Below are 15,571 nucleotides of genomic sequence, written 5' to 3'. Positions count from 1 at the left end.
CTTAGGAATCCCTCACTTCTAAACGAATTGAAAGTGGGGGTAGTTCAAAGTATAATGATTGCTTGAAATAATGCGGTGAAAAACAGGGAAAAGAGGGAAACTATGCCTACTATACTAGTTGCTGACGACGATGCGAACATTCGCGAACTCGTCTGTTTATTTCTACGCAACGACGGATTCGCAACAGCTGAAGCAGCGGATGGCAAGGAAGCGCTGGCTGTCTACATCTCAAAGAATGTCGATCTTGTCGTACTTGACATTATGATGCCGATTATGGATGGTTGGACGTTAAGCAAGGAGCTCCGAAGAGCCAATCCTGATCTACCTTTACTTATGCTGACTGCGAGAGGAGAAACATGGGAGAAAGTGAAAGGTTTCGAACTTGGAACGGACGATTATTTAACCAAACCATTCGATCCGTTAGAGTTGACGGTTCGTGTTAGGGCACTACTCAAACGATACAAGATTGGCTCCACGCAGAAGATCCATTTAGGGAACGTCATCCTTGATCGACAGACCTATAAGGTGATGAAAGGGACGGAGTCGCTTACGTTGCCGCTAAAGGAGTTCGAATTGCTGTATAAGCTCGCTGGAACACCCGGACAAGTCTATACGCGTGTGCAGTTGATCGATCAGATTTGGGGTATCGATTACGCCGGAGATGATCGAACGGTAGACGTACATATTAAACGGCTGCGTGAACGGTTCGCGACAACCCCCGATTTTCGGATCGAAACGGTGCGCGGGCTTGGGTATCGGCTTGAGGTTTATGAATGATCAGATCCTTATATATACGTGTTGTCCTGACATTTTTAGTCTCCATCATCGGGGGCACGATCATTTCTTTTTTGGTGTCAACTTGGATATTCGAGGATAAATTGAACGAAAACGCTCAAATCAACTCACGTAACTTTGGCCAAGACATCGTCCGGATTTACAAGACCTTTCCGTTACGTGAAGCGGACTTGTTCGTAAGTGAAATGAAGCAGCTCGATTCTTATTATATTCGAATTTACGAAGCAACGGGTCAGTTCAAGTCTTACGGTAAACTTCACGGACACAAACCTGCGCCTGTGACGATGGAGCAACTAAAGAAAGTATTAGATGGAGGTGTTGTTCAGGACACTCCTAACGGTATTGCCACGGTCCTCTTAGGGCTGCCGTTGAAAACGGAAATGGGAACGAAAGCGATATTTTTGGAAGCGCTCGCCCCTCCTTCAGCCTCTTTTGTCACAAAGTGGGCAGTGGTCTTTGCAACATGTTCGTTGATTGCAGGAAGCTTATTGATTCTAGTTGCCTCTGTATTCCTGGTAAGACCGATAAAAAAGCTGACAAAAGCGACCAGGCGGATAGCATCTGGAGATTTCAACGTCAAGTTGAATATTAAGCAAACGAGTGAGCTGGGTACTTTGGCTCGCAGCTTCGAAGAAATGATGCACGATCTGCAGCAACTTGAGCAGATGCGCAGGGAATTCGTAACGAACGTGTCGCACGAGGTTCAGTCTCCGCTCACTTCGATATCCGGTTATGCTCTAGTACTTAAGCAAGTGGACCTCTCAGAATACGAACGAAGCCGTTATCTTGATATTATCATCGCTGAAGCGAAAAGGATGTCCAAAATGAGCGATAACCTGCTAAAGCTGAGTTTTCTTGAATCGCAGTCAAAGCAACTACGGCTCGTCACGCTCAGCCTCGATGAACAAATCCGACGGATAATTGTGGCGCTACAGCCACAATGGTCTGCTCGCGATATACATTTCGAGCTTGATTTACAGACGGTTAAAGTAACGGCTGATCATGACCTGTTAAATCAGGTATGGACGAATATCCTCAGAAATAGCATCAAATTTTCCGAGGATGCCGGCGTGATTAACGTAAGCATCAAACAAGATACCAAAAACGTGACTATCCTAATATCCGACACTGGTATTGGTATTCACCTTGACGACCAGAAGCGTATATTCGAGCGTTTTTTTAAGGCCGATCGTTCCCACAGTCGTAAGTATGACGGAAGTGGTATGGGACTCGCTATCGTTAAACAGATCGTGTCGCTTCATCAAGGTGACATCCGAGTGAAAAGTGAACTTGGTCAAGGAACGACCTTCATTGTCACCTTGCCAATCACTACACCAACAGATTAGTTAGATTCATTCTCTATGCTACGACTCATATGCAAACTTACTTGCATATGAGTCGTAGCATTTTTTTTTGCAGTTCATATTCAGTTCATATTGTCGTCATGGTGAGTACATCTTCATTGATTAAGTTTTCATTACAGGCACATAAAGCAAGGTAAACAGATCAGGACAGGAGAAGATGACAGTGACACAACAAGAGGAAAAGAAAACGCTGAGTGGAATGAAAATAAAGAAAGTGCGAAGCATCTTACTTAAAACCATAGGAGCAATCGTTCTAGCCATTGTACTTTTTTTAGGTATTGTTTATATCGTAAATGTGATGAGTAGTCATTCGGAGCAAAAACGAATAGTGCCCTACGGGCAGCACGTATCTGTAGACGGGAAAAACATGAATGTGTTAATACAAGGCGAGGGCGAGGAAACAATCGTGCTCCTGCCTGGTTATGGAACAGCTACTCCAGGTCTTGATTTTAAGCTTCTTATCGATGAATTATCTCCATTTTACAAAGTTGTTGCGGTAGAGCCTTTCGGTTATGGATTAAGTGATGAAACTGAAAAAGAGCGAACCACGGAGAATATGGTAAGTGAAGTTCATGAAGCTCTACAGCAGCTTAATATTAACAGATACATGCTCATGGGCCACTCCATTACAGGTATTTATGGAATTGATTATGTGAACAAATATCCAAACGAGGTGACTGCATTTGTCGGAATCGATAGCAGTGTTGCAACACAACCGGGTATGGATATCAATTTCCCATTAAAAACGTTTGCATATCTCAAAAAATCAGGTCTCTTAAGATTGGCTATGAAAATTAGTGCTGACCCCTATGCTGGACTGGCATTTGATGAAAAAACCGTAGAGCAAATGAAAATGATTTCGAATAAAAACATGTATAATGACACAACCTTGAATGAGATGGACCATATTTCGTCTAATTTTAAAGGGGCTCAAGGTTTAATCTTCCCTAAATATCTTCCACTTCTTCTCTTTTTACAAGCGAATAATGAAGATGTAGCAGGGTGGATACCTCTGCATGAAGGACAGATAAAAGACTCGGTACATGGAAAAGTAGTAACCATGGATGGATCACATTATTTACACCATACCAAATTCAAAGAAATCGCTGAAAACGTTAGACTATTTATGAAAGAAGTAAAGTAAGTGTTGAAAGAAAGGTTCATTCGTTATTTTATGCATTTGTCTACAGTCTGCAAGACCATCATTTCGATGGTCTTTTTTATATCCATATCTAATTTCAATTAGTTGCTTCTTTATTTTCGGAGATATGTTGAAATGATATAGTGCCCCTTACAAGTGATAATTTGGTGTTTTACCTCCTTTCAATCTAATTCAAGTATATTTCTTATTATGATTTCTAGTTTTTGACAAATAAAAAAGCCCTATTGTATAAGGGGTCACACGACCAAAAAGAAAATTTTACGTCAAGGAATAATTTTACATATTATTAAATGATAAAAACACAGAGAGTATGATTTTCCCTGTGTTTTTATTACTTCTTTACTCTATTTTTTCGTGATGTCCGTAAGTTTTCAAAATTAATTTTTTGATTTAAATTCCAAATATAATCCGCTGTAAGTGCGATATGTTCTCAGCTTAATGGAGAGATGTACTGAATATATTCCCTTGGAATATGAATGCCATTATTCCGCGATGTTTCAATTGTGAAAATGAGTAGTTGAAGTCCGCTTGCACAGTGTAATCTATTTTTGAACCTGTTCAAAAATATACTGTTGCATTTTATGGGCAAGCTCAATTGCACTTCTATCCTTATCACCTTTTAAAGTCCAGTTTATGTGTACCATAGCATTAGCGGTGTACAATTGAGCCAGATAGTCAATAGAGGCACTAGAATCGCTTAGTTTTTCGTTCAAGTAAGAAAGACAAGTTTGGTATAAAATTGTCTCCAATTCAACACGTAAATCTGCAAAAGGGACATGTATATTTAACAGTGTAGCAATCTCTGTCTTATTTGCAGCAATTTGGTCCATAATCATTTCAAGTACTTGAGCAACATTGCCTTGATTCCCAGACTTAAAGCGTAATTTTATTTCATTTTTAAAAAAAACGGCATATTTATTTACTATTTTCTCCATCAAATCATACTTATCTACATAGTGACTATAAAAAGTGGATTTGCTAATTAACGAACGGCTACAAATGTCTTTTATTGTAATTTGATTGAAATCTTTTTCATTCAAGAGGATAATTAGTGCTTCTGAAATATTTTTTTTAGTCTTGTATATTCGAACGTCCTCTTCCATAAAATCAATCCCCCTTAAAAAGAAGCTTTTCGAACCATTAGAATACAAATTGTTCGATTTCCTACTTATTAAACTCTTTTGTTTATTGTTAGACAAGATAGATTCCATTACCATTGTTTTGTAATTAATAAGAGGAGGAATAAAATGTTTAAAAACTATGTTAACAATGAGCAATTTAATTTGCAAATCAATCGTTTCTTAAATGACTACTATCAGGAGGATGAAAGGGCAAACAGTGATTTAAAAGGTATTATTCCAAGACTAACCGATATAGAAAGCTGGTATGAAACTTGGCTAGAATATGCGATAAAGCGAGAAGAACAGTACCATTATGATCTTGCATCTGTCTACTATCAAGCTGCTGAATTTTATCTAACTCCATCAGATCCTAACAAAAATAGAATGTATCAAAAATATCGCGAGACCTTCTATAAAGGTTTTAGTGATTTTGACTATGAACCCTATCAAGTCCCATATGAGAATTCCTTACTTCCAGCAGTTAAATTAATTGAACCTGGTGCCAATAAAACGTTACTGGTATTTGGTGGCTATGATTCCTATATGGAAGAAATGGTTAAGATGATGAATTTCATTAGAGGAATTGACTATAATATTATCGTCTTTGATGGTCCTGGGCAAGGGTCAGCATTAAAAAATGGTTTGAAATTCATTCATAACTGGGAAAAACCAGTTGCTGCAATAATTGACTACTTTAAATTAAATCGTGTCAGCATTATGGGAGCTTCCTGGGGAGGCTATTTAGCAATGCGTGCTGCTGCATTTGAAAAAAGGATTGACAAAGTGATTGCATTTAATATTTTCTATAGCGGTCTTGATGCATTAAAAATTCGGATGCCGGATGACGTCTGGAATAGGCTGACTACCCTTTTGACTGCTAATAAAGCAGCTGATGTCAATGCAATGATTGAAAATATGATGGCCACAAATATCGACTTAAAGTGGAAAATTATAAAAGGTATGGAAAACACAGGTGAGAAAACACCATTTACATTGATTAAAAATTTTGAGAAACATACGATGGCTGGAATAAGTCAGTTTATTAATCAGGATGTATTGCTTCTGGCTGGAGAAGATGATCAGTATGTTCCAATCAGTCGTCTACCGCAAATCCAGCATGAACTGTGTAATGCAGCTTCAATTACTACGAAAGTCTTTACCAAAGAAACCGGTGGTGAACAACACTGTCAGGCTGGCCATCGAGACTTGGCTTTTAATGAAATGAAAAATTTTCTTAAATAGAGGTTACACCCCGTGCCCATCAACCTAAGAATTCAGAATTACTCCAAAACGAAAAAATGAGCTTTTTTGTTACAAGTTAGCAAAAAATTTAGTTCTGGGGGGAAATATAAAATTTTAGCTTGATAGCAATGTGGTGGTACCCCTTTTAGCAAAAAAAATCAAAAAAATATGTGAAGTCAATGATATTGTAGTAGTAAGTATAATGGATGTGGAGGATAGAGATTATGAATGATGATTTTTTGACCGAATGGATGCTTGGAGGTAAGACACCTAGTAATTACTTTTTATATAATACGTTTGATATCAATGGAATAAATAAATTTGTACATTATTTGCATTCGATACAAAAGATAGAAGGATATGGTGTAGTATTTTGCTTTCTAAATAAAAATTTATATTTAGGGAAAAGAATTAAATTGTCAGGAATGATTAGAACTAAATCTATTCAGGAGTACGCAGACTTATGGATAAGGGGTGAAAAGCCTAATGATTTATGGGAAATGAAATCATTAGAATGTGAGCCAATTAAAGAAAAAAGAAAGTTGGAAAGAATATTCGATAATTGTAGATATCCCTATTGATGTAAAACGTTTATCTGTAGGATTAACCCTGAAAGGTGAGGGACATATATGGTTCCACAGTATGAAAGTTGAGATAATAAAGTAAAAGTAGGAGGAAAGAAGTATAGTATTGTAGCATTATTTAGATAAATAAGGTGATAAAAAATGGAATAAAGGTATAGTGAATATTTTCCATTTTAATATTGTTTCTTAATAATATTAAAATGGAGGGCTGCTAGTATATAAATTGTTATCGTTACAAGAATAAAAAGATATAAAAAAGAGTTTTTAAATATGAAGATGATATTTGCAACGTTTGCAGCATGCACATGCCTAGGTTTATCAACAATCAGTGCATCCGTTGCATCTACAGAAACATCAGGGGAAGTTAATCTTAACTCTATTTTAATAGAGTATCGAGAGAAAGGTTTAGTAGATATATACAGATTCTCACCAACTCAACTCTTTATTAAGGAAATGGTGATGCTTTTAGGCACTCTTTTTGGAATGCAGCCCTTGCTAAAGAATTAGGTGCTATTAAAGGTCGTGATGTGGGTGTTGCAAGAGCAAAAGTTTGGACAGATGCCCATGAGCAATATTCTAATGGCGTTGATAAGGAAATGGACTTGTATAATAATGAAGTTGGTAGAACGATTGCTTACAACAATTATTCCTGGAGTATTAATCAATATAGTAGTCACATAAGAAATGAAGTTGCAAATGGTTCAATGGTTAGAATTGTTGAAGACAAACTAGTTAGAACAAATGGCGATCTTTAATAAAATATCTTAATAAAAAGAAGTTATACTGCATAAATGCGTTTTTTCTTTCGTATAAGGCAAAATCAATATAAGATAAGAGAATTCATATGAAATAATACCTTATAGAAAATGAGAATAATCTATAGGGTATTTTTAATATAAAGAGAGAATAGTTGGAATAAGTGAAGATAGAGGGGTGTAATTATTATTCTAAAAAACAAACAACAAGTTCGCACGAAATACCAATTTTACGAACAATAAAATGTATAAATAAAAATTTAATACAGTATTTAGGGATTTCGAGCTCCATATCATGCATCTCCGTATATTGGTATGTATCCATATGATTCATATTTTATATAGAAATTATCAAATACTGAATTACTCATTGAAAATTTTTATAGTAAATTACATTTCAATTTATAAAAGTTTTTCTTATGTTGATCTATTTAACTCCTTATAATCATGATTAAATTAACCAATTCGTATTTTATAACAACTTTTTAAAAATTTTCATGTATTCATTTTGTATGAATTTATATATGAAAATTGTTTTATTTTGCACAACTGTAAATGTGATTTTTGTACTAATTTTTATAGCTTAATACAAATTTATCACGTGCTTATCTATAATTTTATTAGAATGACTACACTATCCTTATTTAATTTCGAGTATATTTTAGTATTTCATAATTTAATTATGTAAATAAGTCTGTGTAAAAATTGAATTTAATGCGAACTTGTGTTCGCTTATCTTTTCTGTTATAGTATATATGAGGTGATTTTTATGGATTACAGTAAACAACGTCAAAAATCCGTACATCGTAAGAAATTATACGAGAATTTAAATGAAATGCCCTTTTACATAGAAGAATTTGTGGAGTACAAAGAATTGCATGATGCCTCTCCCTCTACCCTACTGAATTATGTATATGATTTTAGAGTCTTCTTTAATTGGCTATTATCTGAACAAATTATTGAATTTAAGCCTATTAAAGACATATCCTTCTCTGATTTGGAGAATTTAAAGAAAAAAGATGTTGAGAACTTTATGAGGTTTCTAAAACTACAACAAAACATGCAGAATTCCTCTGTTAACAGAAAAATTTCGGCCTTAAAGTCTTTATTTAAGTACCTCACCTCCCTATCAGAGAATGAAGATGGAGAATGCTATTTTTATAGAAATGTAATGGCTAAAATAGAAATACATAAAGATAAAGAAACATTAAATGCTCGTGCAAAACGTATGAGATCTAAAATATTCCATAATGATGACGATCAAGAATTTTTGAATTACGTAAAGTACGAACATGAAAAGTCTTTAACAAAACATCAGTTATTCTATTTCTTAAGAGATAAAGATCGTGATGTAGCTATCCTTTCCCTTTTTCTTGGTAGCGGTATTCGTGTAAGTGAATTGGCCGATCTTCGTATGGAAGATATAAACTTAAAAGAAAGACTAATTGATGTAATCCGAAAAGGAAACAAAGAAGATTCTGTATGGATTACACCAATTGCATTGAATGATTTAGAAAAGTATATGGAAATTAGAGATAACAAATATGCTCCAGGGAAAGAATTAAAAAATGTGTTTTTATCAAAGTATAAACATACTGCACAGCCTCTTTCGGTTAGGGCTATCCAAGATATCGTTGAAAAATATACTAAGGCGTACGGTAAAAGAATGTCTCCTCATAAATTAAGACATACATTGGCAAATAAATTATATATGGAAGAAAAAGACTCGTTACAAGTGATGCAGCAACTTGGGCATACGAGTCAAGATACAGCGTTGTTATACACTCAACTTGGGGAAACAACTATTAAAGATAGTTTAGGCAGAATAGGAAAGAATAAATAATAAAAGTTCAGCAATACAAAATTGCTGAACTTTTATTATTTTAATCGATAAGTGGATTTAAAACCTATATTAAATCCACTTCATTTTGAACTTTATTATGTAATAAATACATAGTTTGAATTATACTTAAATTAGAATTTAAACTCTCTCTTGATAGGGTTATAAGGTTCTTAAATTCCTACAATTTTTGTTTAATCTTGTATAAGAAGACATGAAAATGGATACTTTTTTATAAAGGAATTGCTTTAGTTATATATATTCATCATGATTTTCAATAGCAAATCGATTAATTTAAAGAGAACTTTATTTCTATACAGCTGCGTATAACGATCCTTTCTGACATAATTTTATTGTATATTAGCATCTTTTTCTTTTATCAAAATTAAGCTGAAATGCCCGATGAGTAAAAAGACTGAAGCTAAATAAAAGCCTGCTTTCATACTTCCTGTATAAATTGATAATACTCCTGTGATATAAGGAGCTAGTACACTTGAAGACATTCCTATAAAATTGTATAGCCCAAAAGTTGTGCTATATAGATTTTGAGGAGCATTATTTGCTACAAAAGCTACAATTATAGGATCCATTGCAATTTTCCCCATAAAGCCATATAATACTAGCCCCACTATAATCCAAACAGTACTATTAGTAAAACCAATTAAAAAAGTGAAGATTGAAGAAAATATCAACATAAACTTCATGATTTTGACATGTTTTTGAAAGCGGTCGTTTATCCAACTAAATAAAATACTTCCAGGAAGCGCTAAAAGTGCAATTATTGACGATAAATACCCTGCTATACTACCTTCTATTCCTTGTTCAGTTTGAAGATAATAAGGAAGCCAAGTTACCATAACTGAAAATCCATATAATGAACAAAAAGCAACAATATAACTAACTATTAAGTTTCTGTTCATTAATAAGAGTTTAATTGAACTTGAGAATTTTTTTTCTTCTCTATCAATTTTCCTCTTTATTGAATTTTCATTTTCACTATCATTTTTAATAGTAAATAACATTATTATTGACACTATTATTGTTAGTAGGGCAAAAATGAAAAAAGTAATTCTCCAACTAAACCCTAAAGATAGCGTAAAGTAACTAGAAAATATAAATCCTAAAGATAACCCTATCGCTCCTCCACTATTTATTATTGCACTCCCAATTGTTCGATATTTATTTGGAATAGACTCTGATGATAATGCAAATTGTGGACCATAAAAAGTTCCTTGTCCAATCCCGGAAATCATCCATGCAGATATAAGTAACAAATACCCTTCTGACAAACCTGTTACAGCTAAAAATATTCCAGAAACCAGAAATCCAGGCACGAGCACCCATTTTTTTGAATACATATCTCCTAAATAACCCGATGGAATTTGTACAACTGTATAAGCTAAGAAAAATAAACTATTCATAAGCCCTATTTCTGCATTGTTTAATGAATAATCACTTTTAATCTCCCCTATTACTGGAGTTAAAATAGCACGATTTCCATATATAAAAATCCAGCCTAAAAAAAATACAATAACTAATCTTATCCAATAAGGAGTCATTTTATTTTTTTTATTTTCTATTAATACTTTTTGTTTCATTATGTCCCCCTTTTAGAAATTTAATATCAGGGTCTTTACTTGTAGTAAATCTGAATTGAATAAGATAATTACATAGTTAATTTAAATAATTAACAACAATAAAATATTGTTTATTATTTATAAATTTACTTAAACCGTGTTAATATGCTAATTCATATAATGTATGAATTAACACATTTACTCCTTCAGCTAAATCTTTAGGATCCGTATATTCAAACGGCGAATGACTAATACCTTTATGACTTGGAACAAAAACCATGGCGGTCGGTATATATGGTGCTATAATTTGAGCATCATGACCTGCACCACTATGCATCATTTTATACACAATATTATTTTGCAAACATTGCTTTTCGATAATGTCAGTTATATCTCTATCCATTGGTACTGGTGCAGCATCCATCCACATTTTAATTTTTATTTGGACTCCTAATTGATTTGCAACTTTGTTCATTTCCTGTACTATTTCATCAGTAAATTGATGCAATTCTTCTTTTTCTACATGCCTTACGTCTATCGTAAATATAGCTTTACCTGGTACTACATTTACGACATTAGGTTCTACTTTAATTTCCCCAACAGTGGCAACAAGTGGCTCCCCATGTTCTAAAGTCATGGTATGAATCCTATGTATCATATAACTAGCTGCACTCATCGCATCTTTTCTATATTTCATTGGTGTTGTGCCTGCATGATTGGATTCACCAATTATTTCAACTGTAAACCGTCGTTGACCAACAATGTTTTTGACAATACCAATGGATCTCTCTTCTTTCTCTAGTACTTCTCCTTGTTCTACATGAAGTTCAACAAATGCTTTAATATCCTTACGAGCATATTCAGGATTAGCTTTAAATGTGAAACCAGTTTGTCTCATCACCTCTACAAATGCTTGACCATTAAAATCTGAGATATTCTGAACATCTTCTTGTTTAGCAATCCCAACAATATTTTTAGATCCCCAAAATGTATATGGAAACCGACTTCCCTCTTCTTCCGCCATGGATACAACCTCAATACTCCGCAAAGGCTGTCCATATTTTTCTTTTAAATATTTTATAGCTAAAAGTCCAGCGATAATACCATACTGCCCATCAAATAATCCTCCATTTTTTACTGTATCAACATGAGAACCAGTTAATATTGTTTCGTCTTTATATTTACTACCTTCAAGCGTTCCAAATAAATTTCCGATTTCATCATAATGGATAGATAATTCCTCTTTAATAAATAGCGTTTTTAGAGACTCTTGAGCCTCTAGCCACTCTGAACTATATAAGAACCTGGATACTCCCCCTTCTGGATCTTTTCCACATTCTCCTAACCAATGAAGTAAATCGAGTGTATCCTTTCCTAATTGCAACTTATCCAGTGTATGCATTAATTTCCCTCCAGTAAACTTCCAATTAATTTACTCTTATCCTCTTAAATGCTTCCTTCTTCAAAATGTGTATTCGGAGAAGTCTCCTTAAAAAACATCATGATAATTAAACTTATTCCAAGAATGATAACAGCTGAATAAAACCCAGCAGCCATGCTGCCCGTTAAATCGGCTAAATAACCTGCGATAAATGGAGCCACAATTGAGGATGACATTCCTATAAAATTATAAAGACTAAACGCTCGGCCATATGATTCTGGATTTACGTTCTCTGAAACAGTTGCAATTAGCACCGGATCTAGCGCTATTTTCCCAAAAAGACCATAAATAATAAGAGCTCCAATCATTAAAGGAATACTTTGAATATACACCGTTGCCCATAAAGAAATTGCGGCGATTGGAACCAATGTAAATACAAATATCTTTTTCTTTCCATATTTATCAGATAAATAACCCACAAAAAGTGATCCTGGTATTGCTGCCCATGGAACTAATGATGAAATAAAACCTATTTCACTGCCCTGAAATCCCCGCTCCACTTGTAAATACTTTGGTAACCACGTCATAATAACTGTAAATCCATAAATAGAGCAAAATAATATAATGAATGTAATTAAAAGATTACGGTTCTTTAATAAAGAAAGCATACTTATATCAGTCTCTATATCTATGACTGGATTACTTACATCTTTCTTTTGTCTCTTTCCTTCTTTGACAACAAAACCAATGAACAAACCGCATAAAATGGTTAAAACGGAAAATATGTAAAACATCATTCTCCAGTTTATTCCCCATTCCAACACAAGGGTACTAGAAGAAATAAATCCTAATGATATTCCTAAAGCTGCTCCGCTATTAATGATGGCAGAACCGATACTCCTTCTTTTATTTGGTATTGCCTCAGAAGAAAGTGCGAACTGCGGTCCATAATAAGTAGCTTGTGTAAGTCCTGTTAAAGCACGCGCCACTAAGAATCCTGTAAATCCAGCCATAATACCACTTACTCCTGTAAAAATTCCAAATAAAATAAAACCCGGAACCAGAATTATTTTCCTCCCAAACTTATCGCTCAATGTACCGGCCGGAATTTGTGCGATTGTATAAGTGAAAAAGAAAATACTATTTACTAAACCCAATTGAGTATTGTTCAAGTTATACTCCAACCCTATTTCTCCCAATATAGGGTTTAAAATGTACCGATCCGCATTAAGAAATATTGTTCCTAAAGTAAATGCCAGTACAACTTTCCACCAGTAAGGAATCAAAGTAGTGGATTCTCCAAATTTATCTTGTTTTTTCATTAAGGATTCAGACATATTAACAATACTCCCTTTACATTTTTCAGTGAAAATCCACCTTATTTAATATTTTTATAAGCATACGAATTTAACACTTTGTCAAATTCGTATAATACTTTCTCTCACAATTCATTTTAAATCTATTTATTTCCCTATCTTTTTATGGAGAATCTTTCAAACATAACACTGAAATAATTGGATATCCAACAACTTTTCGAATCTTTTATAAGGCCTATTTCATATATTATTATTTAATTCTAATAACTACATTGACAAATCATCCAAATATATACTGTTTTTTTAGTTATTATAACCATAGTTAGAGTTAACACCTTTTACTCTCAGGTTTCCTGTTTTATAATGGCCGTTATTTAGCAAAATATTATTAATCAATTTATCCAGTTATTATTTTCTATAACGTAGTAGTTACATTTAAACTTTGTAATACATACTAAGAGTTAGTATAATCTACTTATTTAGTAATTTGGCTCTTAATATCCTACATAAGTCATCCTTGGAGGAAATCTAATGAAACTATATGATATTATGAAAATCCCTATTTTTGATCAAGCTAAACTTATCGCTGGTCATAAGGGTTTAGAACAAGAAGTTTATACCGTTAATATGATGGATGCACCTGATATAATTCATTTCTTAAAAAGAAACGAATTATTAGTTACAAGTGCATATCATTTTAAAGACGATATGTATGCATTACGAGAACTTATCATACAAATGAAGAAACAAGGTTGTACAGCTTTAGGTATAAAAACTAAACGGTTTTTACAAGAAATACCCGAAGAAATTATTTCATTAGCAGATGAAATTTATTTTCCAATTATTGAGCTCCCATTTGACATAGGACTAGGAGATCTTGTAAATCAAACCTTAAGTTATATTCTGGATATGCGAACTAATGAATTACATCAAGCAATGCAAATACATCAACAATTTTCAAATCACATTTTAAGTGGAAAAGGCATAAATATGATTTTGGAAAATTTATCATCAATAATTCAGTTACCAGTTGTACTACTTGACTATCACTTGCGCCCTATTTCCGAATACAATAACACTAAAGCATCTATTCAAAGTTTAAAGAAGTTTTTTATAAACGGGCGTAAACTACCGTTATCAACAATAGAAATTGTTACTTTTTCTCTTCTTACTAAAACTCGTGATACAGTTTCAATTTTTCCCATCTTTACACAGAATAATCAATACAGCTATTTAGTTATAGACGGCTTTATTTCACCTTTAAATCGTTCAATGGTATTGGCTGTTGAACAAGCTGCAAACGTCCTTGCTTTTGAATTAATAAAAGAACATTCTTTAAGACAATACTCAAGACGCATTCAGGATGAATTTTTTACGAATGTTATTAATAGTGTTTTCTCTACTCAAAATGAAATTATTAATCTAGGAAAAGAATTTAATTTATCATTTGATCAAAAGTATATTTGTATTATAGGAAAAATAGATATAAAAGAATTCACTATGTCATTTATGGAATATCAAGAAGAAAAGGATCTTATATATGACTTGATAGAGGAAGAACTAAATTCTTATACTGCAAATGTTCATTTATTCATAAAAGATGATATGTATGTTTTGTTGGTGAATTGTGATGGCATTTGGAGACAAACTGAAAAAGAACGAATGATCTCTTTATTAAAAAAGATACAGGTGAAAATCTATACATATTTTCAAAAAAGCATATCTTTTGGAATTGCTAATTCTAGCGAACAATTGTTACATATATCTCATTCATTTAAAGAAGCAACAGATGCATTTTACTACGGTGAAATATCAGGGAGTAAAGAATTTATTGAGATCTATCAAGCAAAAGAAATTTCAGCGATTTTACGTATGATTCCACAAGAACAATTAAAAAAGTTCTATGAGAGCACACTACATTCACTTGCAAATGAAAATGAAAAAGATCATGCTGTACTATTGCACACGTTATCTGTTTATTTAGAAACTCATTGTGCAATATCCGAAACTGCTAAACGTTTATTTTTACATCGTAATACCGTTATTTATCGTTTAGAGAAATGTGAAGAAATACTTGGACGAAACATAAAAGATCCAAACGAAACTTTACAATTAAGAATTGCATTTAGAATAAAACCATTAATCCATGTATGATATTTATATAAATTAAAAGCTCGTAAATAAATTTTAATATCTGAGGTCTGATATTGCATAATCGTAAATAATAAAAATATAAAGTTCTCATATTTACTAAAGGTAAGTAATCCTTCTATTTTATTTTTCTACAATACAATTACGTTCTTACAGTGGGGCACCAGACATCTATCAACTTAAGAATGGAAACAAAGTGTACTTTCATTTTGTGAGGTAAAGCATTCCTAAAATAGAAGCATACTCTTAATAATACGAGGGTGTTGCAAAACTAAAATAAATA

The 15,571-nt window shown here is 33.3% G+C and carries 11 protein-coding genes and 1 pseudogene; 8 read left to right on the top strand and 4 right to left on the bottom strand.

The genetic code is table 11. The features are described 5' to 3' along the window. The first annotated feature begins 102 nt into the window (after positions 1-102). The 3 genes from RT27_RS21440 to RT27_RS21430 all read left to right on the top strand — a co-directional run bounded on the left by RT27_RS21440 (position 103) and on the right by RT27_RS21430 (position 3,303). The gene (locus RT27_RS21440; RefSeq protein WP_043937397.1) at positions 103-777 is read left to right on the top strand and encodes a response regulator transcription factor; all 675 of its coding nucleotides are present in this window, start codon (positions 103-105) and stop codon (positions 775-777) included. Further along, positions 774-2,141, top strand: a complete 1,368-nt coding sequence (locus RT27_RS21435) for a HAMP domain-containing sensor histidine kinase (protein WP_043937394.1) — start codon at positions 774-776, stop codon at positions 2,139-2,141. Before RT27_RS21440 ends, RT27_RS21435 begins: the two co-directional genes overlap by 4 nt. Before the next feature lie 181 nt (positions 2,142-2,322). Next, positions 2,323-3,303, top strand: a complete 981-nt coding sequence (locus tag RT27_RS21430) for an alpha/beta hydrolase (RefSeq protein ID WP_016082880.1) — start codon at positions 2,323-2,325, stop codon at positions 3,301-3,303. Positions 3,304-3,863: 560 nt separating this feature from the next. Here RT27_RS21430 and RT27_RS21425 read toward each other — a convergent pair. Continuing rightward, positions 3,864-4,424: a TetR/AcrR family transcriptional regulator gene (locus RT27_RS21425; protein ID WP_043937392.1), complete on the bottom strand. Its 561-nt coding sequence runs from the start codon at positions 4,422-4,424 to the stop codon at positions 3,864-3,866. A gap of 144 nt (positions 4,425-4,568) precedes the next feature. Between RT27_RS21425 and RT27_RS21420 the strand changes: the two genes are divergently transcribed. The 4 genes and pseudogenes from RT27_RS21420 (at position 4,569) to xerS (ending at position 8,866) form a co-directional block, all read left to right on the top strand. After that, the gene (locus RT27_RS21420; RefSeq protein ID WP_000475981.1) at positions 4,569-5,684 is read left to right on the top strand and encodes an alpha/beta fold hydrolase; all 1,116 of its coding nucleotides are present in this window, start codon (positions 4,569-4,571) and stop codon (positions 5,682-5,684) included. A 224-nt stretch (positions 5,685-5,908) separates the two neighbouring features. After that, positions 5,909-6,350, top strand: a pseudogene (locus RT27_RS21415) (AraC family transcriptional regulator). 445 nt (positions 6,351-6,795) lie between these two features. Next, positions 6,796-7,023: a hypothetical protein gene (locus tag RT27_RS21405; RefSeq protein ID WP_000537683.1), complete on the top strand. Its 228-nt coding sequence runs from the start codon at positions 6,796-6,798 to the stop codon at positions 7,021-7,023. A 769-nt stretch (positions 7,024-7,792) separates the two neighbouring features. Further along, entirely contained in the window at positions 7,793-8,866 is a 1,074-nt protein-coding gene (xerS, locus tag RT27_RS21400) for a tyrosine recombinase XerS (protein ID WP_043937389.1), read from the top strand. A 347-nt stretch (positions 8,867-9,213) separates the two neighbouring features. Here xerS and RT27_RS21395 read toward each other — a convergent pair whose 3' ends face one another. The 3 genes from RT27_RS21395 to RT27_RS21385 all read right to left on the bottom strand — a co-directional run bounded on the left by RT27_RS21395 (position 9,214) and on the right by RT27_RS21385 (position 13,158). After that, a complete protein-coding gene (locus tag RT27_RS21395; protein ID WP_052497725.1) occupies positions 9,214-10,461 on the bottom strand; it encodes an MFS transporter in 1,248 nt (415 codons plus the stop codon). Positions 10,462-10,600: 139 nt separating this feature from the next. Continuing rightward, positions 10,601-11,842 carry an allantoate deiminase gene (gene allC, locus RT27_RS21390; protein ID WP_043937387.1) on the bottom strand — a complete coding sequence of 414 codons (1,242 nt, stop codon included), beginning with the start codon at positions 11,840-11,842 and terminating at the stop codon, positions 10,601-10,603. Between the two features lie 44 nt (positions 11,843-11,886). After that, the gene (locus RT27_RS21385; RefSeq protein ID WP_080990916.1) at positions 11,887-13,158 is read right to left on the bottom strand and encodes an MFS transporter; all 1,272 of its coding nucleotides are present in this window, start codon (positions 13,156-13,158) and stop codon (positions 11,887-11,889) included. A gap of 510 nt (positions 13,159-13,668) precedes the next feature. Between RT27_RS21385 and RT27_RS21380 the strand changes: the two genes are divergently transcribed. Further along, positions 13,669-15,291, top strand: a complete 1,623-nt coding sequence (locus tag RT27_RS21380) for a PucR family transcriptional regulator (RefSeq protein WP_043937385.1) — start codon at positions 13,669-13,671, stop codon at positions 15,289-15,291. Positions 15,292-15,571 lie beyond the last annotated feature (280 nt).

The sequence above is a fragment of the Bacillus sp. L_1B0_5 genome (assembly GCF_000836715.1).
GTDB lineage: Bacteria > Bacillota > Bacilli > Bacillales > Bacillaceae_G > Bacillus_A > Bacillus_A thuringiensis_S.
The sequence above is the reverse complement of the archived record's forward strand: the minus strand, read 5'-3'. Positions and strand labels throughout refer to the sequence as shown.

Excerpts from the sequence above, each read along its gene's own strand:
- RT27_RS21440 (WP_043937397.1), top strand. The coding sequence starts at position 103 with ATGCCTACTATACTAGTTGCTGACGACGATGCGAACATTCGCGAACTC.
- RT27_RS21435 (WP_043937394.1), top strand. The coding sequence starts at position 774 with ATGATCAGATCCTTATATATACGTGTTGTCCTGACATTTTTAGTCTCC.
- RT27_RS21425 (WP_043937392.1), bottom strand. The coding sequence starts at position 4,424 with ATGGAAGAGGACGTTCGAATATACAAGACTAAAAAAAATATTTCAGAA.
- RT27_RS21420 (WP_000475981.1), top strand. The coding sequence starts at position 4,569 with ATGTTTAAAAACTATGTTAACAATGAGCAATTTAATTTGCAAATCAAT.
- xerS (WP_043937389.1), top strand. The coding sequence starts at position 7,793 with ATGGATTACAGTAAACAACGTCAAAAATCCGTACATCGTAAGAAATTA.
- RT27_RS21395 (WP_052497725.1), bottom strand. The coding sequence starts at position 10,461 with ATGAAACAAAAAGTATTAATAGAAAATAAAAAAAATAAAATGACTCCT.
- allC (WP_043937387.1), bottom strand. The coding sequence starts at position 11,842 with ATGCATACACTGGATAAGTTGCAATTAGGAAAGGATACACTCGATTTA.
- RT27_RS21385 (WP_080990916.1), bottom strand. The coding sequence starts at position 13,158 with ATGTCTGAATCCTTAATGAAAAAACAAGATAAATTTGGAGAATCCACT.
- RT27_RS21380 (WP_043937385.1), top strand. The coding sequence starts at position 13,669 with ATGAAACTATATGATATTATGAAAATCCCTATTTTTGATCAAGCTAAA.